At 53.8% G+C, this 20,444-nt stretch carries 21 protein-coding genes and 1 pseudogene; 3 read left to right on the top strand and 19 right to left on the bottom strand.

Going from position 1 to position 20,444, the window contains the following annotated elements; translation table 11 throughout:
• Positions 1-27: 27 nt before the first annotated feature.
• Positions 28-1,134, bottom strand: a complete 1,107-nt coding sequence (gene asd / locus ACUY4S_RS01860) for an aspartate-semialdehyde dehydrogenase (RefSeq protein ID WP_312689726.1) — start codon at positions 1,132-1,134, stop codon at positions 28-30.
• 173 nt (positions 1,135-1,307) lie between these two features.
• Between asd and ACUY4S_RS01855 the strand changes: the two genes are divergently transcribed.
• Positions 1,308-1,901 (top strand): YhgN family NAAT transporter, encoded by a 594-nt coding sequence (locus ACUY4S_RS01855; RefSeq protein ID WP_312689728.1) that lies wholly within the window; start codon positions 1,308-1,310, stop codon positions 1,899-1,901.
• 88 nt (positions 1,902-1,989) lie between these two features.
• Here ACUY4S_RS01855 and gntU read toward each other — a convergent pair whose 3' ends face one another.
• The 5 genes from gntU to ACUY4S_RS01830 form a co-directional block, all read right to left on the bottom strand.
• Entirely contained in the window at positions 1,990-3,330 is a 1,341-nt protein-coding gene (gntU, locus tag ACUY4S_RS01850) for a gluconate transporter (RefSeq protein ID WP_312689730.1), read from the bottom strand.
• Positions 3,327-3,860 (bottom strand): gluconokinase, encoded by a 534-nt coding sequence (gene gntK, locus ACUY4S_RS01845; protein ID WP_312689732.1) that lies wholly within the window; start codon positions 3,858-3,860, stop codon positions 3,327-3,329. Before gntK ends, gntU begins: the two co-directional genes overlap by 4 nt.
• A gap of 137 nt (positions 3,861-3,997) precedes the next feature.
• Positions 3,998-4,993 carry a gluconate operon transcriptional repressor GntR gene (gene gntR, locus ACUY4S_RS01840; protein ID WP_312689734.1) on the bottom strand — a complete coding sequence of 332 codons (996 nt, stop codon included), beginning with the start codon at positions 4,991-4,993 and terminating at the stop codon, positions 3,998-4,000.
• 102 nt (positions 4,994-5,095) lie between these two features.
• A complete protein-coding gene (locus tag ACUY4S_RS01835) occupies positions 5,096-5,791 on the bottom strand; it encodes a pirin family protein (RefSeq protein WP_312689736.1) in 696 nt (231 codons plus the stop codon).
• 123 nt (positions 5,792-5,914) lie between these two features.
• Positions 5,915-6,952, bottom strand: a complete 1,038-nt coding sequence (locus tag ACUY4S_RS01830) for an oxidoreductase (protein ID WP_312689738.1) — start codon at positions 6,950-6,952, stop codon at positions 5,915-5,917.
• Between the two features lie 310 nt (positions 6,953-7,262).
• Here ACUY4S_RS01830 and yhhY point away from each other — a divergent pair, with 310 nt between their 5' ends.
• Complete coding sequence (yhhY, locus tag ACUY4S_RS01825; RefSeq protein ID WP_312689740.1) at positions 7,263-7,754, top strand: N-acetyltransferase; 492 nt, start codon at positions 7,263-7,265, stop codon at positions 7,752-7,754.
• Between the two features lie 35 nt (positions 7,755-7,789).
• Here yhhY and ggt read toward each other — a convergent pair whose 3' ends face one another.
• Positions 7,790-9,544 carry a gamma-glutamyltransferase gene (gene ggt / locus ACUY4S_RS01820; protein ID WP_458022865.1) on the bottom strand — a complete coding sequence of 585 codons (1,755 nt, stop codon included), beginning with the start codon at positions 9,542-9,544 and terminating at the stop codon, positions 7,790-7,792.
• A 120-nt stretch (positions 9,545-9,664) separates the two neighbouring features.
• Between ggt and ACUY4S_RS01815 the strand changes: the two genes are divergently transcribed.
• The gene (locus tag ACUY4S_RS01815; RefSeq protein WP_312689744.1) at positions 9,665-10,162 is read left to right on the top strand and encodes a DUF2756 family protein; all 498 of its coding nucleotides are present in this window, start codon (positions 9,665-9,667) and stop codon (positions 10,160-10,162) included.
• Here ACUY4S_RS01815 and ugpQ read toward each other — a convergent pair.
• From ugpQ to livH, 12 genes and pseudogenes are all read right to left on the bottom strand, one after another.
• Complete coding sequence (gene ugpQ / locus ACUY4S_RS01810; RefSeq protein ID WP_312689746.1) at positions 10,159-10,899, bottom strand: glycerophosphodiester phosphodiesterase; 741 nt, start codon at positions 10,897-10,899, stop codon at positions 10,159-10,161. The two genes, ACUY4S_RS01815 and ugpQ, sit on opposite strands and share 4 nt — an antisense overlap.
• Positions 10,896-11,969, bottom strand: coding sequence for a sn-glycerol-3-phosphate import ATP-binding protein UgpC (locus ACUY4S_RS01805; RefSeq protein WP_312689748.1), 1,074 nt, complete (start codon positions 11,967-11,969; stop codon positions 10,896-10,898). Before ACUY4S_RS01805 ends, ugpQ begins: the two co-directional genes overlap by 4 nt.
• 1 nt (position 11,970) lies before the next feature.
• Entirely contained in the window at positions 11,971-12,816 is an 846-nt protein-coding gene (ugpE, locus tag ACUY4S_RS01800) for a sn-glycerol-3-phosphate ABC transporter permease UgpE (RefSeq protein ID WP_312689750.1), read from the bottom strand.
• Positions 12,813-13,700, bottom strand: a complete 888-nt coding sequence (ugpA, locus tag ACUY4S_RS01795; RefSeq protein ID WP_312689752.1) for a sn-glycerol-3-phosphate ABC transporter permease UgpA — start codon at positions 13,698-13,700, stop codon at positions 12,813-12,815. The genes ugpE and ugpA overlap by 4 nt, the downstream gene beginning before the upstream one ends.
• 100 nt (positions 13,701-13,800) lie before the next feature.
• Positions 13,801-15,117, bottom strand: a complete 1,317-nt coding sequence (gene ugpB / locus ACUY4S_RS01790; RefSeq protein ID WP_312689754.1) for a sn-glycerol-3-phosphate ABC transporter substrate-binding protein UgpB — start codon at positions 15,115-15,117, stop codon at positions 13,801-13,803.
• Positions 15,118-15,230: 113 nt separating this feature from the next.
• Positions 15,231-15,512 carry a type I toxin-antitoxin system Hok/Gef family toxin gene (locus tag ACUY4S_RS23255; RefSeq protein ID WP_505311342.1) on the bottom strand — a complete coding sequence of 94 codons (282 nt, stop codon included), beginning with the start codon at positions 15,510-15,512 and terminating at the stop codon, positions 15,231-15,233.
• Positions 15,502-15,663: pseudogene (locus ACUY4S_RS01780) on the bottom strand (hypothetical protein); the annotation flags it as partial. The gene ACUY4S_RS23255 and the pseudogene ACUY4S_RS01780, both read right to left, overlap by 11 nt.
• A 178-nt stretch (positions 15,664-15,841) precedes the next feature.
• Positions 15,842-16,297, bottom strand: a complete 456-nt coding sequence (locus tag ACUY4S_RS01775; RefSeq protein WP_458022864.1) for a DUF3828 domain-containing protein — start codon at positions 16,295-16,297, stop codon at positions 15,842-15,844.
• Positions 16,298-16,731: 434 nt separating this feature from the next.
• Complete coding sequence (gene livF / locus ACUY4S_RS01770; RefSeq protein WP_312689758.1) at positions 16,732-17,445, bottom strand: high-affinity branched-chain amino acid ABC transporter ATP-binding protein LivF; 714 nt, start codon at positions 17,443-17,445, stop codon at positions 16,732-16,734.
• Position 17,446: 1 nt separating this feature from the next.
• Positions 17,447-18,214 (bottom strand): high-affinity branched-chain amino acid ABC transporter ATP-binding protein LivG, encoded by a 768-nt coding sequence (gene livG / locus ACUY4S_RS01765; RefSeq protein ID WP_312689760.1) that lies wholly within the window; start codon positions 18,212-18,214, stop codon positions 17,447-17,449.
• On the bottom strand, positions 18,211-19,488 hold the full coding sequence (locus ACUY4S_RS01760; protein WP_458022863.1) for a high-affinity branched-chain amino acid ABC transporter permease LivM: 1,278 nt from the start codon (positions 19,486-19,488) through the stop codon (positions 18,211-18,213). Before ACUY4S_RS01760 ends, livG begins: the two co-directional genes overlap by 4 nt.
• Complete coding sequence (gene livH, locus ACUY4S_RS01755; RefSeq protein WP_312689764.1) at positions 19,485-20,411, bottom strand: high-affinity branched-chain amino acid ABC transporter permease LivH; 927 nt, start codon at positions 20,409-20,411, stop codon at positions 19,485-19,487. The genes ACUY4S_RS01760 and livH overlap by 4 nt, the downstream gene beginning before the upstream one ends.
• Between the last annotated feature and the right edge of the window lie 33 nt (positions 20,412-20,444).

Raw genomic sequence — 20,444 nt, 5'->3', positions numbered from 1 at the left:
GAAGCGCCCTTTTTGCTCTGAGTGTTCTTACGCCAGCTGGCGCAGCACCCGGCGCAGCGGCTCCGCCGCGCCCCACAACAACTGATCACCCACGGTAAAGGCAGAAAGGAACTCCGGCCCCATATTGAGTTTACGCAGACGACCAACCGGCGTTGTCAGCGTGCCGGTTACGGCAGCCGGAGTCAGCTCGCGCATACTCACTTCACGATCGTTTGGCACCACTTTCGCCCACGGGTTGTGCGCAGCAAGCAGCTCTTCCACGGTCGGAATAGAAACGTCTTTTTTCAGTTTGATGGTGAATGCCTGGCTGTGGCAACGCAGCGCGCCAATACGCACGCACAAACCATCAACAGGAATAATGCTTGAGGTATTCAGAATTTTGTTGGTTTCGGCCTGGCCTTTCCACTCTTCGCGGCTCTGACCGTTGTCGAGTTGTTTATCGATCCATGGGATCAGGCTTCCCGCCAGCGGCACACCGAAGTTATCGACCGGCAGTTCGCCGCTGCGAGTCAGCGCCGTCACTTTACGCTCAATATCCAGAATGGCAGAAGCCGGATCCGCAAGCTCACCAGCAACACGGTGGTGCAACTGGCCCATCTGCGTCAGCAGTTCGCGCATATGACGCGCACCGCCGCCAGAAGCCGCCTGATAAGTCGCCACGGAAACCCACTCCACCAGATCATTGGCGAACAGGCCGCCAAGAGACATCAGCATCAGGCTGACGGTGCAGTTACCGCCAACAAACGTTTTAATGCCATTGTTCAGCCCTTCGTTAATGACGTGCTGGTTAACCGGGTCGAGAATAATAATGGCGTCATCTTTCATGCGTAAAGAAGAGGCAGCATCGATCCAGTAACCTTGCCAGCCGCTTTCACGGAGCTTTGGATAGATTTCGTTGGTATAATCGCCGCCCTGGCAGGTGACAATAATGTCGAGTGCCTTCAGCGCTTCCAGATCATAGGCATCCTGGAGCGTGCCTGCTGGCTGGCCGCCAAACGCGGGAGCAGCCTGCCCAAACTGTGAAGTTGAGAAGAAGACAGGGCGAATGGCGTCAAAGTCGCGCTCATCGCTCATGCGTTGCATGAGTACGGAGCCGACCATACCGCGCCAGCCGATAAAACCAACATTTTTCATAGCGAAGTTCCTGCAGAGATGTGTGCTGTGTATGCGAACCAGTTTCCGACTGGACCATTGCCCACATTACAAAATGCAGCCAAAGTCGCAAGTGAAATTAATCAATGATAGCGAATGCATCAGAAACGCGGCTAATTATGCCATCCAGCCGCCTGCATCAGGGATAAGAATGAATGACTGATATCATCTCCGCCACCGTGCTGTTGATCCTGATAATGGATCCGCTGGGCAACCTTCCCATCTTTATGTCGGTGTTGAAACACACTGAGCCAAAACGCCGCCGGGCGATCATGATCCGCGAATTGCTTATCGCGCTGCTGGTGATGTTTATCTTCCTGTTTGCCGGCGAAAAGATCCTCGCCCTGCTTAACTTACGTGCCGAGACGGTTTCAATTTCTGGCGGCATTATTCTGTTTCTGATCGCCATTAAGATGATTTTTCCCAGCGAGTCTGGCAGCAGCAGCGGCCTGCCCGCAGGCGAAGAACCCTTTATTGTGCCGCTGGCCATCCCCCTGGTCGCTGGACCGACGCTGCTGGCGACATTGATGTTGTTATCGCATCAGTACCCTAACCGGATGGGCCACCTGGTGATCGCATTGCTGATTGCCTGGGGCGGTACCGTGGCGATTCTGCTGCAATCTTCGCTGTTTCTGCGTCTGCTTGGCGAGAAAGGTGTAAATGCGCTGGAACGTCTGATGGGGTTAATTCTGGTGATGCTCGCCACCCAGATGTTCCTTGATGGCATTCGGGTATGGATGAAGGGATAACATGAAAAAGGCCGGATGGCGGCTTCGCCTTTTCCGGCCTGCGGGACAGACAGGCCCGGCAAGCATAACGTCACCGGGCCAGGCCGATTTAGCTCAGCAGCGTAAACGCAATCATGCCAATAATCGCGCCGACGGTCCCCAGGATGGTTTCCATCATCGTCCATGTCTTCAGGGTTTGCGCTTCGGTCGCTCCGGTAAAGCGGCCATATAGCCAGAAACCGGCATCGTTGACATGGCTCACCACAATTGACCCACCCGCGATACAGATAGAGAGTGCTGCCATTTGCGCGCCGTTGAAGTGCAGTTGTTCGATGACCGGCATCACCAGCCCCACTGCAGTCAGGCAGGCAACGGTGGCAGAGCCCTGAATAATGCGCACCGCCGCAGCCAGCACAAAACAGGTGATGGCGATAGGCAAACCCATCCCTGTTAGTGCTTCGCCGAGCGCCGGGCCAACGCCGGAGTCAACCAGCACCTGTTTGAACACGCCGCCTGCGCCAATCACCAGCAGAATAATCCCTGCCGGTTGCAGTGCGTGCCCGCAAATTTCCATTACCCGATCTTTCGCCATCCCCTGGCGCATCGCCAGGCCATAAATCGCCACCAGGCAGGCAACGAGAATTGCAGTGAAGGGATGACCGATGAATTCCAGCCAGTCGTAGAGGTTACTGCCTTCTGTGACAAAGCGTGCGGCGATGGTTTTCATCCCCACCAACACCAGCGGCAGCAGGATCAGCGCCAGACTAAAGGTGAACGATGGCATTTTGCCTTCACCCAGATGGGGTTCGCTGACCTCCTCCGGAATGTGCAATTCCACATAGCGGCTAATAAAATTGCCCCACAGCGGACCGGCAATCAGCATGCCAGGAATGGCCGCGCAAAGACCAATCAGGATCATCCAGCCAAAGTCGGCATGCATCTGCGATGCCAGTAGCATCGGCGCAGGCCCTGGCAGCAGGAACGCGGCAGCCGCTGCGACACCTGCAAACAACGGAATCACCAGTTTCACCAGGTTTGTACCGGTGTGGCGCGCCATGGAAAACGCCACGCTAATGAGCAGCACAATCGCCACTTCAAAAAATAGCGGCAACGCACAAATCAAACCCGCCAGACCAATCGCATAATGCGCGCGACTGTGGCCGAAAGATTTAAGCATTTTGACGGCAATTTGATCCACTGCGCCGGTTTCATGCAGAATTTTGCCGAACATAGCGCCAAGTGCGACCACAATCGCCAGGAAGCCCAGCGTACCGCCCATGCCTTTTTCCATGGTCTGCGCGATCTTAATCAGCGGCATACCCGAGAACAGCCCTGCACCAATAGAAACCACCATCAAAGCGACAAAAGCGTGCATACGGGCTTTCATCACTAAAAACAGCAGCAGCAACACAGAGCCGACTGCTGTTAAAACAAGCGTTAATGTACTCACTGCGCACTGCCTTTATTAATGACGTCAATTGTGCTGGCCACTACACCGTCCAGCGGCTGGTCGATATTAACAATCAGCACATCGCGCTCATCTGCGCCCGGCTCTTCCAGCGTGTCGAACTGGGTGACCAGCATCTGGGTTTTAAAGAAGTGGCCTTTACGCGCTTTCAGGCGGCTTTCGATCACCTCGAAATCCCCTTTCAGGTAGATAAAGGAGAGGTTTGGATTACCGTCACGCAGCAGATCGCGATAGTGTTTTTTCAGTGCCGAACAGACAATCAGCGACACTTTATTAGTGCGTTGCATGGCGAAAGCTGCATCGTTAAGTGCCTGCAGCCACGGTTTGCGATCATCGTCATTCAGCGGCTCGCCGGATGCCATTTTGGTGATGTTGCTTCGCGGGTGCAAAAAGTCGCCGTCGAGAAACGCGGCATGCAGCTGATGCGCAACTTCGCTGGCAACAGCCGATTTACCACTGCCGGAAACGCCCATCAGGACATAAACATGGTGATCAAGATTAGTCGTGCTCAAAGGGAGGCCCCCACAGGTGCAAGAGTGAATTGTTACGGGTAACTGTTATCGGTAACATTGTCCTGCTGGGGTAATGGAGAAGCAATATCCATTCGTGCCAGAGATGAATAAGTGTGAGCTACTTCAAATTTGTCAGACTAAATAGATCCACCTGGTGACAAAGTGAAACCTAAATCTAACATTTTCGGCGTAACTGCCTCACCACGAATGCGCGCCAGCAGACGCTCGGCGCCAATACGCCCCATACGTTCACGCGGCGTGAGCACGCTTGCCAGACGCGGCTCCATTACCTGGCCAATGTCGTGACCGTGGAACCCGGCGATTGCCATATCTTCAGGGATACGTAGCCCCAGCCGCTGGCACTCAAACGCCGCGCCGACCGCCAGGTCATCGTTAGTGCAGAAAATCCCGTCCAGTTGCGGGTACTCGCGCCGTGCCTGACGCATCAGTTCAATGCCGGCGGTGTAGGAAGAAGATTGTTCTACCATCACACTGTACGGCGTTAACCCGGCATCCAGCATCGCCTGCTCGTAACCCTTCTGTTTGATGATAGTACGCTCATCCAGACGTGCGCCAAGATAAGCGACGCCCCGGTGACCGCGTTCAATGATAGCTGCCGTCATCTGCCGCGCCGCTTCGAAGTTGTCAAAACCGACGGCAATATCCAGGCAAGGCGAACGACTGTCCATCAGTTCCACTACCGGAATGCCCGCCACTTCAATCATTTTCAGCGTGCGCGCCGTGTGCGTACGTTCGGTGAGGATCAGACCGTCAATGTTCCAGGAGAGCATAGATTCCAGACGCTCCTCTTCCAGTTCCGCTTTGTAACCGAAGTGCGCCAGCATCGTTTGATACCCGTGCGCGTCCGTTACGCTTTCAACACCGCGTAACACTTCGGCAAAAACCTGGTTGGTCAGAGAAGGAAGTAACACGCCTATAGCGCGGCTGGTCGCGTTAGAAAGGATATCGGGAGCGCGATTGGGAATATAACCCAGTTCATCAAGCGCAGCCGCGATTTTGCCACGTAATGCCACGGAAACTTGTTCCGGGTTACGTAAAAAACGGCTGACCGTCATTTTGGTCACGCCCACGCGATCGGCCACATCCTGAAGTACGGGTCTTTTCTTTTTCATCGTCCTGACATTATTTTCTGAGAGAGATTTTCTCAGTTTATCACGGACAACGCGTAACCTTCCGGCCTAAACCGGAAGGTTACGTGATTTATTTAAGCCACATCATACCGGCGGCAGGTCGAACAACAGGATTTCACTGTCGCTATCAGCGTGAACCGAAATCGCCTGCTCATCCCAAATGGCCAGACCATCGCTGGTGGTAGCTTTGGTACCGTTAATGGTGACGTCACCTTTTACGACCTGGATCCACACACGGCGGTCAGCCGCGATTTGGTGCACAGACTGCTCATCTTTCAACAGTGCCCAGCGATAAAGCTCCATGTCCTGATGCACTTTCAACGAACCGTCGCGCGCTTGCGGCGACAGCACCAACTGTTTGCCCTGCGCCGCGTCAAAACGACGCTGCTCATAACGCGGCGTGATGCCGTTCGTTTCCGGAATGATCCAGATCTGGTACAGACGCAGACGCTCGGTATCGCTCGGGTTGTATTCTGAGTGACGCACCCCGGTGCCCGCACTCATAATCTGGAATTCGCCCGCCGGAACCTGCTCTTTATTGCCCATGCTGTCCTGGTGCTCAACGGCGCCTTCCAGCACATAAGTCAGGATTTCCATGTCTTTGTGCGGATGTGTACCAAAGCCCTGGCCTGGGTCGATCACGTCGTCGTTGATAACGCGGAGTGCCGAGAAGCCCATAAAATTCGGGTCATAATAATTTGCGAAAGAGAAGGTGTGCCAGGAATCCAGCCAGCCATGATTTGCATGACCACGGTCGTTTGCTTTGCGTAAGAAGATCATTTTTTTTACCCCCGTATGTTGTCGATGGGGTAAGTGTGGACGCAATCGTTCAACGATCATAGAGGGTGAAAATTGACTCCTCTGTTCAAAAAAAATGAACAAGTACAGAGGAGTCATTTCAGGCTATTTAGCGAGGGTTACCGTGGCAGGAGAGGCCTGCTCAAAAGCGCGTTCTAACAGCTCAAGATTAGTGAGAACTTCAGATTCCTTGACGTAATTTGGCGCACCGTTCACCAGCGTATCGTACAGCGCATCATAGACGCGCCCATAGTCGCCGGTTTCAGGAGCAATCTCCTCACGCACCGACTCACCAGCCGCATTCACATATTCAAGAATGCCGATACTCTCGTCCACCGCAAACCCGTCATCCCACGGCATGATATTGGCCTTCAGGCTGGTTTCCTGCTGATCGATACCGTATTTAATGAACGACCCTTTCGTACCATGCACAATGAATTTCGGATAGTCGAGCTTCACCAAATGGCTGGTTTTGACGATGGCTTTCAGGTCACCATAAAACAGTTGCGCCTCGAAGGTATCATCCGGGTTGGCTTTATTACGCAGGCTACGAATGTCATATGCGGCGTGATCCGGGCGACCAAACAGCGAAATGATTTGATCCATCGTGTGCACACCCAGACCGTAAAACGAGCCATCCTGCGGCAGGCCTGGCTTCGTTTCAGCCACTGGGCGGTAGTAATCAAAATGGCTTTCGATTTCGACGATATCGCCCAGCTTACCGCTTTCGATGGCTTTTTTGGTGGTCAGGAAACAGGCGTCGAAGCGGCGATTCTGATATGGCGTAACCGTCAGTTTTTTACGCTTCGCCAGCTCAAAAAGGGTGATGGCTTCTGTCATTGTCGGGGTAAACGGTTTTTCGACCAGCACATTTTTACCCGCTTCCAGCGCGCGCTTCGCATACTCAACGTGGCTGTCAGCGTGCGTGCAAACGATCACCAGTTTAACCTGAGGATCATTAAAAATATCATCAAGGTCGCTGGTGAAATGGATGTGCTGGTAGTGCGGGTTCTGCTCTTCTGGCTTGGGATGGCGACGGAAAATATGCGCCACATTCCAGCTCGCTTTCCGGTTTAAAACATAAGGTAGGTGATAACGGGTCGTGCTTTTGCCAAAGCCGATAAATGCGCAATGTAAGGTCATGATCCAGTCCTTGTTAAGGTGACTGCCTCTACCATAGCGCAACCTGGCGGAGATTGTCCCTGAACCACTTCCTAAAAGACCGCCAGATTCAGGGCAAAAAAAAGCCAGCACCCGGCTGGCTAAGAAAATACTGGAAGCAATGTGAGCAATGTCGTGCTTTCAGGATTACCGCAACGGTTTCCCTGAACGCATGGCAATAATAATCATTATCATTCGCACTTGTCTACTCCTTTTTGCAAAAAATGGCAGTTGACGCTGTGTAACAAAGCCAGGAAGGTGGAGGTCATACCGACCAACAAGGAGAAGCAGGATGAGTGAGATAGTGATACGCCATGCTGAAGCGCGCGATGCAGACGCCTTACGCCAGTTTTATGCGCACCCTGAGGTGTATCATAACCTGCTACAACTCCCTCATCCTCCGGCCGAACTGTGGGAAGATCGCCTTAAACCGCAGACGGGTCGCCGACAGCTGGTTGCCTGTATTGATGGGCAGGTGGTAGGAAATCTGACCCTGACGGTGGAACAGAATCAGCGTCGTAGCCATGTGGCCGTGTTTGGCATGGCGGTATCTGCAGCGTTCCATAATCGTGGCGTCGCCAGTGCGCTGATGCGTGAAATGATCAACTTATGTGATAACTGGTTGCGCATTGAACGTATTGAGCTGACGGTCTTTGTGGATAACGCGCCGGCGCTCGCCCTGTACCGTAAGTTCGGTTTTGAAATTGAAGGTACCGCAAAACGTTTTGCGTTTCGCAACGGTGAATATGTCGACTCTTACTTTATGGCGCGCATGAAAGGCTAATGCTTACCCTCTCCCCGTGGGGGAGAGGGTAATGTTTAATACCCGGCCGTTAAATCATCCACCGAACGCGGATCGGACGCGCCATACAGCGTACCATCCGGCTCTACCATAATGCTCTGCGTACTGCCCATCGCGGCTTTTACCACCACTTTTTGCCCACGCTGCTCAAGCAATTTTTGCGTGTCCGGGCTGAAGCCTTTCTCAACGCGCAATTCATCCGGCAGCCATTGATGATGGAAACGCGGCGCACTGGTCGCTTCGGCGACGTTCATCCCGAAATCAATGCTGTTAACGATCATTTGCAGCACAGTGGTGATAATGCGACTCCCTCCAGGACTGCCCGTAACCAGCCAGGTTTTGCCGTCTTTCACCACAATCGTGGGCGACATTGACGAGAGCGGGCGCTTACCCGGCCCCACGGCGTTTGCATCGCCGCCCACCAGCCCGTACACATTCGGCACGCCGGGTTTGGCGGAGAAATCGTCCATTTCGTTATTCAGCAAAATGCCCGTATTCCCGGCGACAATACCGGTGCCAAAGGTGGTATTCAGCGTATAGGTCACGGAAACCGCATTGCCGTCTTTATCAACCACCGAGAAATGCGTGGTTTGATTACTCTCGTAGGGTTCCAGCTTCCCGGGGCGAATTTGGCTGGAAGGGCGTGCTTTGTTGATATCGATCTTACTGGCGATCTCTTTCGCATAAGCTTTGCTGGTCAGCGCCTGCCAGGGCACTTTTACAAAATCAGGATCGCCGAGATATTCAGAACGATCGGCATAGGCATATTTTTCCGCCTCTGCCATCACCTGCATGGCGTCGGCACTACCAAAGCCATATTTCGCCATGTCGAAGTTTTCAAGGATGTTGAGGATCTGCACAATATGGATGCCCCCCGAAGACGGTGGCGGCATTGAATAAACCTGATAACCACGATAATCACCGCTGATGGGCGTGCGCTCCACCGCTTTGTAATTTGCCAGGTCCTCTTTCGTGATAAGCCCGCCGTTCTTGCTCATCTCTTGCGTGATCTGCTCTGCAATCGCGCCTTTATAGAAACCATCCGGCCCCTTTTCGGCAATCAATTCCAGACTTTTAGCCAGGTTGCTTTGTACCAGTTTATCGCCCTTTTTCAGCGGCTCACCGTCCTTCCAGAAAATTGCTTTGCTGTTTTCATGGTTCGGCAACACTTCGCTACCGTAGGTTTTCAGGTCATCTGCCAGGGCGTCATTGACGATAAAGCCCTGCTTAGCCAGCTTGATGGCGGGTTGCACCACTTTGTTAAGCGGTAATGTGCCGTACTTTTCCAGCGCAAGCGAAAAGCCCGCCACAGTGCCGGGGGTGCCGGAGGCCAGATGTGAAGTCAGCGATTTTTTACTGTCCGGGTTGCCTTGATCGTCGAGGAACATATCTCGTGACGCTGCCGCTGGTGCCATTTCGCGGAAGTCGATAGCAGTCACCTTCCCGTCTTTGGTGCGCAGCATCATAAAACCGCCGCCCCCAAGATTCCCGGCTTGCGGATGGGTGACGGCCAGCGCATAACCCACCGCAACGGCGGCATCTACCGCATTACCACCCTGCTTCAGGATATCAACACCGACACGGGTCGCCGCTTCATCTACTGAGGCCACCATGCCCTGCTTCGCGCGCACAGGATGGAAGACGTCCGCTTCTACACCGTAAGATACGGGTGCAGGTGCCTGCGCCGGGGGGGGCGCTGCGCCTACGCTAAAACAGCCTGCCGCCGTCAGGGCCGCAATCGCCACCCAACGCGTCAACTTCGGTTTCATCATCGTCGTTCTCCAGAATAAGGGCTACAGTCCCCGCTTAAGCCTGGTTCACAACTCCTAAAAAATCATTTTCATGAATGAAAGCAGGTAAACTTAAGGAGAGCCTCAATGGAGGAAAGGAAAATGAAAAAATACCTGTTTGTGGCGGCTCTGCTGCCATTTACCGCTTTTGCGCAGCCGCTGAACACCACCAATAATCCGAACCAACCGGGTTATGTGATCCCCAGCCAGCAACGCATGGAAACGCGGATGCTCAACCAACAACAGCAACAGAAAGGGATGCTGAATCAACAGTTACAGACGCAAACGCGCCAGCAACAGCAGCAGCTACAAACGCAAATCAACAACAACTCGCAACGCGTAAGGCAGGCTCAGCCGGGGGAGTTCGATCCCAGCCGCCAGCAAGTGCTCCCCAATACCAACGGCGGAATGCTCAGCCAGGGGATCAATAATGACGGCAGGGTGAAGACGCAACAGCATATGTTGCCGCAAAACCAGAGCGGCAACCTGCTCAGTAGCGGAGCGAACAGCACTGTGAGCCCCGGCACACAGCAACATATGCTGCCGCAAAACCAGAGCGGCGGTTTGCTGCAGAGCACACCGCTGTCCACAACACCTTAAAACTGGAAATGCGGGCCGATTTCTTCAATGTTATCGGTACAGATACAGTCAACACCCCAGCGCAGCAACGTTTGTGCACGCTGGGGATCGTTGACGGTATAGACCAGAATACGTAGCCCGGCATCATGCAGCATACGTGTGCGCGACTCATCCAACAGACGGTGATTCAGGTGTAAAGAGACACATCCGAGGCGAGTTGTTAGCGCCTGCCAGTCATCGCGCCATGCATCCAGCAGTAACCCACGCGGTAACTCAGGAGCCGCCTGCTGTGCAGCCTCCAGGGCATCGATTTCAAACGACGACAGCAGCGGTGCGGTTTGATCGGCCCAGAGTTCGCGAGCCGCCAGCGCCACTACTTTCCCGGTCAGTGGCCCCGTGCCGGTAGTCGGTTTGATTTCGATATTGGCCATCATACCGTGTTCACGGCAGCGCTCAGCCACTTGCGAAAGGAGGGGCAACGGTTCACCTTTAAATTCGCCGCTGTACCAACCGCCAGCATCGACTTTGAGCAAGTCGTTCCACGCCAGTTCCCCCGCCACGCCCCAACCGTTACTGGTGCGCTCGAGATTGTCGTCGTGCAGCAAAAAGATCTGCCCATCTTTTGAAAGCTTGGCGTCAAACTCGATCATCGTGTGCCCAAAGCGGGCGCCAACGTCAATTGCGGCAAGGGTATTTTCCGGAGCCAGTTTGCCGCCGCCACGGTGGGCGACAATCCGGGGATAGGGCCAGTTACTCATACGCGTTGTCCTGTTTCACCATCAAAAAAGTGCAGGTGATTTTCCGGCACATGCAGCCATAACGTGCTGCCCGCCGCCGGGCGTTCCTGATGCGCCAGACGCACCACCAACTTCTGCTCGCCCCAGCGGCCATGAGCCAGATTATCTGCGCCGAGCATTTCCAGCGTCTCCATCACCAGCGGGACACCACCTGCGGACTGTGAGCTTAACGCAATATGTTCCGGGCGGATACCCAGCGTCATCTTGCGCCCGGCATAGCCGCGATAGTACCAATTGATGGGCAACGCCATGCCGCTATCCAGTTCAAAATGGGTACCTGCGCTGCTAATGCGACCGTCCAGCAAATTCATGGCTGGGCTGCCGATAAAACTCGCCACAAAGCGGCTGGCAGGCTTTTCATACACCTCAACCGGGGTGCCAATCTGCTCCGCGACCCCTTTGTTCATCACCATCACGCGCTGCGCCAGGGTCATGGCTTCGACCTGATCGTGGGTCACGTACAAGGAGGTAGTTTTCAGGCGACGATGGAGTTGTTGCAACTCCAGACGCATCTGCACGCGCAGTTTGGCGTCGAGGTTAGAAAGCGGCTCATCAAACAGGAACACGGCCGGATCGCGAACTATCGCGCGCCCCATCGCAACACGCTGGCGCTGCCCGCCGGAGAGTTCACGCGGGCGGCGCTTTAGCATCCCTTCCAGTTCAAGAATGCGTGCCGCCTCTGCGACGCGCCCGGCAATATGCTCTTTGCCCATCCCGCGGATCTTGAGTCCCCACGCCATGTTCTCTTCGACGCTCATATGCGGATAGAGCGCATAATTCTGAAACACCATTGCGATACCGCGATCCTTCGGCTCCATTTCGGTTACGCGCTGGCTGTCGATCCAGATGTCGCCGCTGGAAACGCGCTCCAGCCCGGCCACCATGCGCAGCAGGGTGGACTTACCACAGCCTGAGGGCCCAACCATGACAATAAATTCGCCGTCGGCGACATCCAGCGTCAACGGTTGGATCACCTGTGTCTTTCCGCTGTCCCAACTTTTCGTCACCGCTTGTAATTTCAATCCTGCCATCTTATTTCTCACTGTCCACTAAACCACGCACAAACGCACGTTGCATGGCTAAAACGATAATCACCGGGGGGAGCAAGGTCAGTAACATCGCCGCCATCACCTGGTTCCATTGCGTGGTGCCTTCACCACTGGCGATCATGCCCTTCACGCCCGCGACCGCCGTACCGAGGTTGACGTCGCTGATAATCAGCAACGGCCACAGATACTGGTTCCAGCCGTAGATAAAGGTGATGACAAACAGCGCCGCGAGGTTGGTTTTGGATAGCGGCAGCACAATGTCGCGGAAAAAGCGCATCGGTGACGCCCCGTCAATACGCGCCGCTTCGATTAACTCATCCGGCAGCGTCATAAAGAACTGACGGAACAGGAATGTCGCCGTGGCCGAAGCCATCAGCGGCAGCGTTAAACCGGTATAACTGTCGATCATTTTCAGATTGGCGATCACTTCTACCGTCGGAAAGATACGCACTTCCACCGGCAGCATCAGCGTACTGAAAATCATCCAGAAGAAGAGATTTCGCAGCGGGAAGCGAAACCAGACAATGGCAAAGGCAGAGAGGATCGAGACGGCGATTTTCCCGACAGTGATCACCAGCGCCATAATGAAGCTGTTGGTCAGCATCAGCCAGAAAGGCGCGCTGTTCACACCAACGCCATTCACCCAGATATTGCGCAGGTTTTCCCAAAGATGGGTGCCGGGGATCAGCGTCATCGGGGTGTCATATACTGCGTTAATATCCAGCGTAGCGGTGACAAAGGCGACATACAGCGGGAACAGCACGACCGCGATCCCGAGAATAAGCATGATATGGCTGAACAGCGTCAGCCCGGGGCGATTCTCAATCATTGGTAGCGCACCTTACTTTCAACATAACGGAACTGAACGACCGTCAATATCACCACCAGCACCATCAATACCACCGACTGAGCCGCAGAGGCCGACAGATCCAGGCCGGCGAAACCTTCGCGGTAGATTTTATAAATCAGGGTGGTGGTCGCCTGTACAGGCCCACCCGCCGTTGCGGCATCGATCACCGGGAAGGTATCAAAGAAGGCGTACACCAGGTTGACCACCAGCAGGAAAAAACTCACCGGCGCAATCAGTGGCAGCGAAAGTTTAAAGAAACGTCGCACTGGCCCTGCGCCATCAATGGCCGCAGCTTCCGCCAGCGAACGAGGAATCGATTGCAGCGCGGCGAAAAAGAACAGGAAGTTGTAACTGATCTGCTTCCAGACCGAGGCAAACACCACCAGGAACATCGCCTGGCCGCTGTTCTGCGCGTGGTTCCAGTCGTAACCAAACTGCTCCAGAAAATGGGTGATCAGCCCACGTCCTGGGTTAAAGAGGAAGATCCACAGCACCGCGGCCACTGCGGGCGCGACGGCGTAGGGCAACAGCATAAGCGTTTGGTAAATCCGGCTACCGCGTACCACGTTATCCACCAGCGCGGCGAAAAACAGCGAGACAATCAGACCGCTAAAGGTCACCAGCGCACTAAAGCGGATCGTCGTCCAGAAGGCGTCGAGATAATAGCTGTCGTGAAACAGCGCGACGAAGTTATCCAACCCAACAAACTGGCTGGAAAGACCGAACGGATCAACGCTTTGTACGGAGTACCACAACGCTTCGCCCGCAGGCCAGATAAAGAAAATAAGGGTGATTGCCAGTTGCGGCGCAACCAGAAGATAAGGCAGCCAGCGCGAACGAAACACCGGACGGGATGAGGACATAGAGCGGCTCTTTTAAGAAAATGCCGGGCAGCCGATTCGGCTTACCCGGCCAGGGGACTTACGTAGCCGGGTAAACGGAGCGCCATCCGGCAGGGTGACATCAGGACTTGGTGGACTGCTCGAAACGGCGCAGCAACTGGTTTCCGCGCTCTACGGCTGCATCCAGCGCCTGTTGCGGGGATTTTTTACCGGTCCATACGCTTTCCAGTTCTTCATCCACGATAGTACGGATCTGGGGCATGTTGCCCAGACGCAAACCTTTGGTAAATGCCAACGGCGGTTTGTTCAACATCTGACGTGTGGCGATGTCCGCACCCGGGTTCTTGTCGTAGAAGCCCTCTTTACGGGTCAGGTCATACGCAGCGGTGGTAATCGGCAGGTAGCCGGTTTTTTGGTGCCATTCGGCGGCATTTTCCGGTTTAGCCAGGTATTCCAGGAACTGGGCAACCCCTTTGTAGGTCGCCGCGTCTTTACCCTGCATCACCCACAGGCTGGCCCCGCCGATAATGGCGTTCTGCGGCGCACCTTTCACGGTAGCGTCGTAAGGCATCATGCCCACACCGTAGTTAAATTTCGCATAGTGACGAATATCTGCAAGTGACCCTGAAGAGGCAGTCGTGATCGCGCAATCGCCATTATAGAACTTCTCGGTTGATTCATCTTTACGCCCAAAGTAGCTGAAATCCCCTTTCTTATTCAGCTCTTCAAGCATCGCAATGTGTTTGACCTGCTCCGGTTTATTGAATTCCAGCACGGCGTCAGTGCCGTCAAAACCGTTGTTTTTGGTTGCCACTGGCAGACCATGCCAGGCACTGAAGTTTTCAATCTGGATCCAGCCCTGCCAGCCGCTGGCGTAACCGCATTTCATACCCGCTGCTTTCAGCTTCGCGGTGTATTCGGCCAGATCCTGCCAGGTTTTTGGCGGCTGATCCGGGTTCAGGCCCGCTTTTTTGAAGGCATCTTTGTTGTAATACAGCACTGGCGTGGAGCTGTTGAACGGCTGAGAGAGCAAATGGCCGGTTTTAGAGTCGGTGTAATAGCCTGCCACCGTAGGAACGAACTGGCTTTCATCAAAGTTGATGCCCGCGTCTTTAAATACCTGGTACACCGGTTTGATCGCTTTCGAGGCCATCATGGTCGCGGTACCCACTTCATAAACCTGCAAAATCGCCGGGGCATTACCGGTACGGAATGCCGCAATACCGGCACTCAGGCTCTGTTCATAGTTGCCTTTGTACACCGGTACGATTTTGTAATCCGGGTGGGTTTCATTGAAACGTTGCGCCAGGGAGTCAACTTCTTTACCTAACTCCCCCTCCATGGAATGCCAGAATGGAATGGTGGTTGCGGCCATGGCATTGCCGGCAAAAACGAATCCCAGCGCCAGACCCAAAGCTGTATGTCGTAACGTTGTCATTGTGCTCTCTCTTGTTATTCGGGGTGCGCGATATCACGCGTTTTATGCTCGCGAGGTAACATGACACGCTCGAATGACAGAAAAATAACTGTTTAATTACAAATAAATGACAATCAGACGTCAGGGAAATGTCGGTAGGATGATAGTAAGGTGAAGGAAAAATGGCGAATCGCCGGAAGACAAGGGAAAGGGCGTGCCCACTTGCAGAGAAGCCCTTTATAAAGACGCTCAGCGAAATACCAGACACCCTCTCCTGAAAAGGCCGGGATTGCTCTCTGCCCCCAGGTTGCTACTAACCGGATTCGTAAGCCATGAAAGCCGCCACATCCTGGTCGACATCTCTGTAGCGATTTTCGGGTCAGCCAGATGAATATTAACAGTGTGAAACACACCATAAAGACACACCAGAGTAAGGTCCGCGGTTGTTTCACAGCCTGCTGCTCTGTCAACGCAAAGCAGAAAAGGCACCTTTATCGCGAGACAGAAATGTCCTCTGAGTTGTTTGATCGTCTTATGGCAGCTGAGTGCCAAAAGCGGACATTTCATAATCTGTAATCATTAACTTGTGGAGAGCAGATCTAAGTGCATAGCCATGCAAGCGTGCCGGAATTATCATGCGCGTTTTTTCACGAGATGGACAGAGGCGTCAGAAACAGGCTGAAGGCCACAGAACCGAGCTGAGCGCCTCCGAGGGGGCGGGCCAGTAATGTCATGGTAAATATAGTTACTTTATCGGTGTGATAGCTTCAGAAGCGCTCCCTATGCTAACAGATTGAATCTTCCAAGCGCCGTCTTCCTGCACCATACAATCTGCAATTATGTGTTTCTTATTTTTGCCGAACGCAATATAAGCGGTTGTGCAAACAGGATCGTAAGCACCAAATAACACCGTAACGTCAGTCACCCAGTCTTTATCCCAATCCTGGGTTTTTATGAAGAAATCGCTATCGTAATACATATCATCTGCGTGCTGTGGCGTGTTCGCCATTCTTAACTTTTTGAGTGTGTCACGGGTTACGTATTTGTCGATGATAGTCCCTTCAATTGGTTCCTTTTCTTGATTTATCTGCTGCATGTACCATTTGTTAAACGTAAGCGCAACTTGCTCCGCGTCAGGTAGTTTAGGGGCAGCAATCGAAGCTGATGAAATAGCCAGCAGCAAAAGGGTTATGTGTTTCATATTCAGTGCCTATAAATGGCGAAGTCTTCTGTAACCGGGACCAGGGTACATTCCGTGGCGCTGGACAAAATCTGAACACCAGATTCCGTTACCGCCATAAATACATACGTGGCCTTCAAGAAGCCTCTCTTTTGTTCCCTGTTAGAGTATCTGTGGGGTTCATTTTGCATACAAATCAAGTATTCAGGCAATGAATATCTAATGCCCCGTGGTGGGTACTCCAAGAAATGGGTGCAGTGCATTGGTGAATTGAAAATTTACCTTCGGGGCTTTCTTCTTTCTGCCGCACAACGACCGACTGTCATGAGGCAAAAAGCCTCAAGCGCCGCACGCATCATATCCCATCAAATCCGCCGGCAGCATCCCGGCATGGCACTTTTAAGACAATAAAAAACCGGCCACAAGTGACCGGTTTGGGCATTTTGAGGAAAAGATTAACCGCCCAGATAAGCGCTACGCACAGCTTCGTTTGCCAGCAAGGCATCCCCGGTATCTTCCAGCACCACATGACCGTTTTCCAGCACGTAGCCGCGGTCGGCAAGCTTCAGCGCCTGGTTGGCGTTCTGCTCAACGAGGAAGATGGTCATCCCTTCTTTACGCAACTGTTCAATGGTGTCGAAGATTTGTTGAATAATAATCGGCGCCAGCCCAAGCGATGGTTCGTCCAGCAGCAGCAAACGCGGCTGGCTCATCAGTGCACGGCCAATAGCCAGCATCTGCTGTTCGCCGCCGGACATGGTGCCCGCACGCTGAATGCGGCGTTCATGCAAACGCGGAAACAGCTCGTAAACCCATTTAATACGCGTCTGATACTGCGTACTGTCGGCAAAAAAACCGCCCATGGCCAGGTTCTCTTCCACCGTCATACGCGAGAAGACACGTCGCCCTTCTGGAACGATCGCCACCGCTTCCCGCATGATCTTTGCGGTTTGCCAGTCGGTAATATCTTTGCCATCAAACACAATGCGCCCACTGGTGGCGCGCGGATCGCCGCACAGAGTACCCAGCAGCGTCGTTTTTCCCGCGCCATTCGCGCCAATCAGCGTCACAATCTCACCCTGATTAATGTGCAGACTGACATCGTGCAGAGCCTGAATTTTGCCGTAGTGGGCACTTACTTTGTCAAAAGATAACATCACTTTTTCCATCTTATGCCTCACCCAGATAGGCGCGGATCACATCCGGATTATTGCGGATCTCTTCCGGCGTTCCGTTCGCCAGCGGCGTCCCCTGGTTCACCACATAAATTCTGTCGGAAATGCCCATTACCAGCTTCATATCATGCTCAATAAGCAGGATTGTCGTGTTGTGATTGTTACGCAGCTCTACGATCAGCTCGTCCAGTTCTTTGGTCTCTTTCGGGTTCAGACCCGCGGCCGGTTCATCGAGCATCAGAATTTCCGGCTGCGTCACCATGCAACGAACAATCTCCAGACGACGCTGGTCTCCATAAGCGAGGTTGCTGGCCTGGCGGTTAGCGTGCGCTAACAAACCAATACGATCCAGCCAGGTTGCTGCCCGGTCCAGCGCTTCACTTTGCGCACGGCGGAATGATGGCGTTTTCAGTAACCCGGCAAATACGCCTGTTTTAAGCTGCTGGTGTTGCGCTACGAGCAGGTTTTCAATCACCGTCATTTCACGGAACAACCGCACATGCTGGAACGTACGCACCACACCCATACGGGCGATTTGCTGCCCCGGCAGCCCTTCCAGATGCTGCTCGCGCAGTTTAATGGTGCCGCCCGTTGGCTTATAAAAACCGGTCAGGCAGTTAAAAACGGTGGTTTTGCCGGCACCGTTAGGGCCAATCAGCGAGACAATTTCCTGTTCACGCAGTTCAAGCGACACGTTGTTCACGGCCAGCAGGCCGCCAAAACGCATCATCAGACCGTCAACGGATAACAAAGGCTGACTCATGCCTGCTCTCCTTTCACTTGCCCATCTTTCAGTTTTAACTGTGGACGGGTCATCGGCAGCAAGCCCTGCGGACGCCAGATCATCATCAGTACCATCAAACCACCCAGCATCAACATGCTGTACTCGTTAAAGTCACGCATCAGTTCGCGGGACACTACCAGCAGAATCGCCGCAAGGATCACTGCAAACTGCGACCCCATTCCCCCCAGTACCACAATCGCCAGTACAAAGGCCGATTCGGCGAAAGTGAACGACTCCGGGCTGACAAACCCCTGGCGAGCCGCAAACAACGTCCCGGCGAAGCCGGCAAATGCCGCGCTTATGGTAAACGCCGTCAGCTTAATACGGGTCGGACTTAAGCCCAGTGAGCGACAAGCGATTTCGTCTTCACGCAGGGCTTCCCATGCGCGGCCCAGCGGCATCCGCAACAGGCGGTTGATCACAAACAGGGTCAGGACCACCAGCAGCAGCGCCACTAAGTAGAGGAACACCACCCGGTCGCTAGGATCGTAATCGACATGGAAGAAATTGCTGAAGGTATCCCAACCGCCCTCACGTGCCGTACGGCTGAACTCGAGGCCAAACAGCGTCGGTTTAGGGATCTGGCTAATGCCGTTCGGACCACCGGTCACTTCGGTGTTATTCAGCAGCAAAATGCGAACAATCTCGCCGAAACCCAGCGTGACAATCGCCAGATAATCACCGCGCAAGCGCAGCACCGGGAAGCCAAGCAGGAAACCCGCAGCCGCGGAGACAAGCCCGGCCAGCGGCAGACACGTCCAGAAACCAAGACCGTAATAATGGTTCAACAACGCAAAGGTGTAAGCGCCAATGGCATAGAACCCGCCGTAGCCCAGCACCAGCAGCCCAGACAGCCCTACCACTACGTTCAGCCCCAGACCGAGGATGATATAAATCATCGTCATGGTGGCAATGTCTACCGTACCGCGTGACACCACAAACGGCCACACCACGGCAATCACCAACAGCGCCAGCAGGAACAGTTTCTGCTTGAGGGTTGAACCATCAATCGCCGGCAGAACGAATTTCGGCCCGGAAACACCTTTCAGGGATTTCTGGAAAACCGGGCGCAACAGTTGGAAGAAAAAGACCACTGCGGTGCCGATAAATACCCACTGCCAACGGATATCCGCCGCGGTGTCGACCACCAGTTTGGTGCCATCCAGTTCCAGTTGCACACCCATAAAGACGCTCGCGAGGATAAAGAACATCGCAGCTGAAAGCAGCGCCATCGCAAAATGCATCGGTTTCATACTTTTTCAACCTCCGGGCGACCGAGGATACCGGTAGGCATCACCAGCAACACCACGATCAACAGCGCAAACGACACCACATCTTTATATTCGGTGCTTAAATACGCCGAAGAGAGGGACTCCGCTACCCCGAGGATCAACCCACCGATCATTGCACCAGGAATACTGCCGATACCGCCCAGTACCGCCGCGGTAAAAGCCTTCATCCCAGCCATAAAACCGATATAAGGGTTGATAACGCCATAAAATTGCCCCAGCAGAACACCCGCCACAGCCGCCATTGCTGCACCGATCACAAAAGTCAGTGCGATCACGCGGTCCGTGTTGATGCCCAGCAGGCTGGCCATTTTCAAATCCTCAGAACAGGCGCGGCAGGCGCGGCCCATACGGGAATAACGGATAAACAGCGTCAGCGCCAGCATGGAAACCAGGGTCACAATCCAGATAACTAACTGCATGGTCGTGATACTTGCGGAGAAGTTTTCACTATGGCCTACAACCCACTGGCCATTAAACAGGCTTGGCAATGCCACATCACGCGAACCTTCGGTCAGGCTGACGTAGTTTTGCAGAAAGATAGACATACCGATGGCGGAGATGAGCGCAATCAGGCGCTTGGAGTTACGCACGGGGCGATAGGCCACCCGTTCGATGCTCCAGCCATAGGCGCTGGCAATCACAATAGCGCCGACGAAACCGGCTGCCACCAGCAACCAGCTGGAGTCGATGCCCATCATCATTAGCGCAGCGATAATCATAAAAGAGACATAACTACCGATCATGTACACCTCGCCATGGGCGAAGTTAATCATGCCGATAATGCCGTAAACCATGGTGTAACCAATGGCGATCAATGCATAAGTGCTTCCCAGCGTGACGCCGTTAAACATCTGCTGCAAGAAATAAAGAAACTGCTCGGACATAACATAACCTTCTTAAATCTCTCCGGACGTTGC

It is taken from the genome of Kosakonia beeri, from assembly GCF_054165705.1.
The sequence above is the reverse complement of the archived record's forward strand: the minus strand, read 5'-3'. Positions and strand labels throughout refer to the sequence as shown.

Bases quoted from the DNA above. Each gene is read 5' to 3' on its own strand.
- asd (WP_312689726.1), bottom strand. From the start codon at position 1,134: ATGAAAAATGTTGGTTTTATCGGCTGGCGCGGTATGGTCGGCTCCGTA.
- ACUY4S_RS01855 (WP_312689728.1), top strand. From the start codon at position 1,308: ATGACTGATATCATCTCCGCCACCGTGCTGTTGATCCTGATAATGGAT.
- gntR (WP_312689734.1), bottom strand. From the start codon at position 4,993: ATGAAAAAGAAAAGACCCGTACTTCAGGATGTGGCCGATCGCGTGGGC.
- ACUY4S_RS01835 (WP_312689736.1), bottom strand. From the start codon at position 5,791: ATGATCTTCTTACGCAAAGCAAACGACCGTGGTCATGCAAATCATGGC.
- ACUY4S_RS01830 (WP_312689738.1), bottom strand. From the start codon at position 6,952: ATGACCTTACATTGCGCATTTATCGGCTTTGGCAAAAGCACGACCCGT.
- yhhY (WP_312689740.1), top strand. From the start codon at position 7,263: ATGAGTGAGATAGTGATACGCCATGCTGAAGCGCGCGATGCAGACGCC.
- ggt (WP_458022865.1), bottom strand. From the start codon at position 9,544: ATGATGAAACCGAAGTTGACGCGTTGGGTGGCGATTGCGGCCCTGACG.
- ACUY4S_RS01815 (WP_312689744.1), top strand. From the start codon at position 9,665: ATGAAAAAATACCTGTTTGTGGCGGCTCTGCTGCCATTTACCGCTTTT.
- ugpQ (WP_312689746.1), bottom strand. From the start codon at position 10,899: ATGAGTAACTGGCCCTATCCCCGGATTGTCGCCCACCGTGGCGGCGGC.
- ACUY4S_RS01805 (WP_312689748.1), bottom strand. From the start codon at position 11,969: ATGGCAGGATTGAAATTACAAGCGGTGACGAAAAGTTGGGACAGCGGA.
- ugpE (WP_312689750.1), bottom strand. From the start codon at position 12,816: ATGATTGAGAATCGCCCCGGGCTGACGCTGTTCAGCCATATCATGCTT.
- ugpA (WP_312689752.1), bottom strand. From the start codon at position 13,700: ATGTCCTCATCCCGTCCGGTGTTTCGTTCGCGCTGGCTGCCTTATCTT.
- ugpB (WP_312689754.1), bottom strand. From the start codon at position 15,117: ATGACAACGTTACGACATACAGCTTTGGGTCTGGCGCTGGGATTCGTT.
- ACUY4S_RS23255 (WP_505311342.1), bottom strand. From the start codon at position 15,512: ATGGTGTGTTTCACACTGTTAATATTCATCTGGCTGACCCGAAAATCG.
- ACUY4S_RS01775 (WP_458022864.1), bottom strand. From the start codon at position 16,297: ATGAAACACATAACCCTTTTGCTGCTGGCTATTTCATCAGCTTCGATT.
- livF (WP_312689758.1), bottom strand. From the start codon at position 17,445: ATGGAAAAAGTGATGTTATCTTTTGACAAAGTAAGTGCCCACTACGGC.
- livG (WP_312689760.1), bottom strand. From the start codon at position 18,214: ATGAGTCAGCCTTTGTTATCCGTTGACGGTCTGATGATGCGTTTTGGC.
- ACUY4S_RS01760 (WP_458022863.1), bottom strand. From the start codon at position 19,488: ATGAAACCGATGCATTTTGCGATGGCGCTGCTTTCAGCTGCGATGTTC.
- livH (WP_312689764.1), bottom strand. From the start codon at position 20,411: ATGTCCGAGCAGTTTCTTTATTTCTTGCAGCAGATGTTTAACGGCGTC.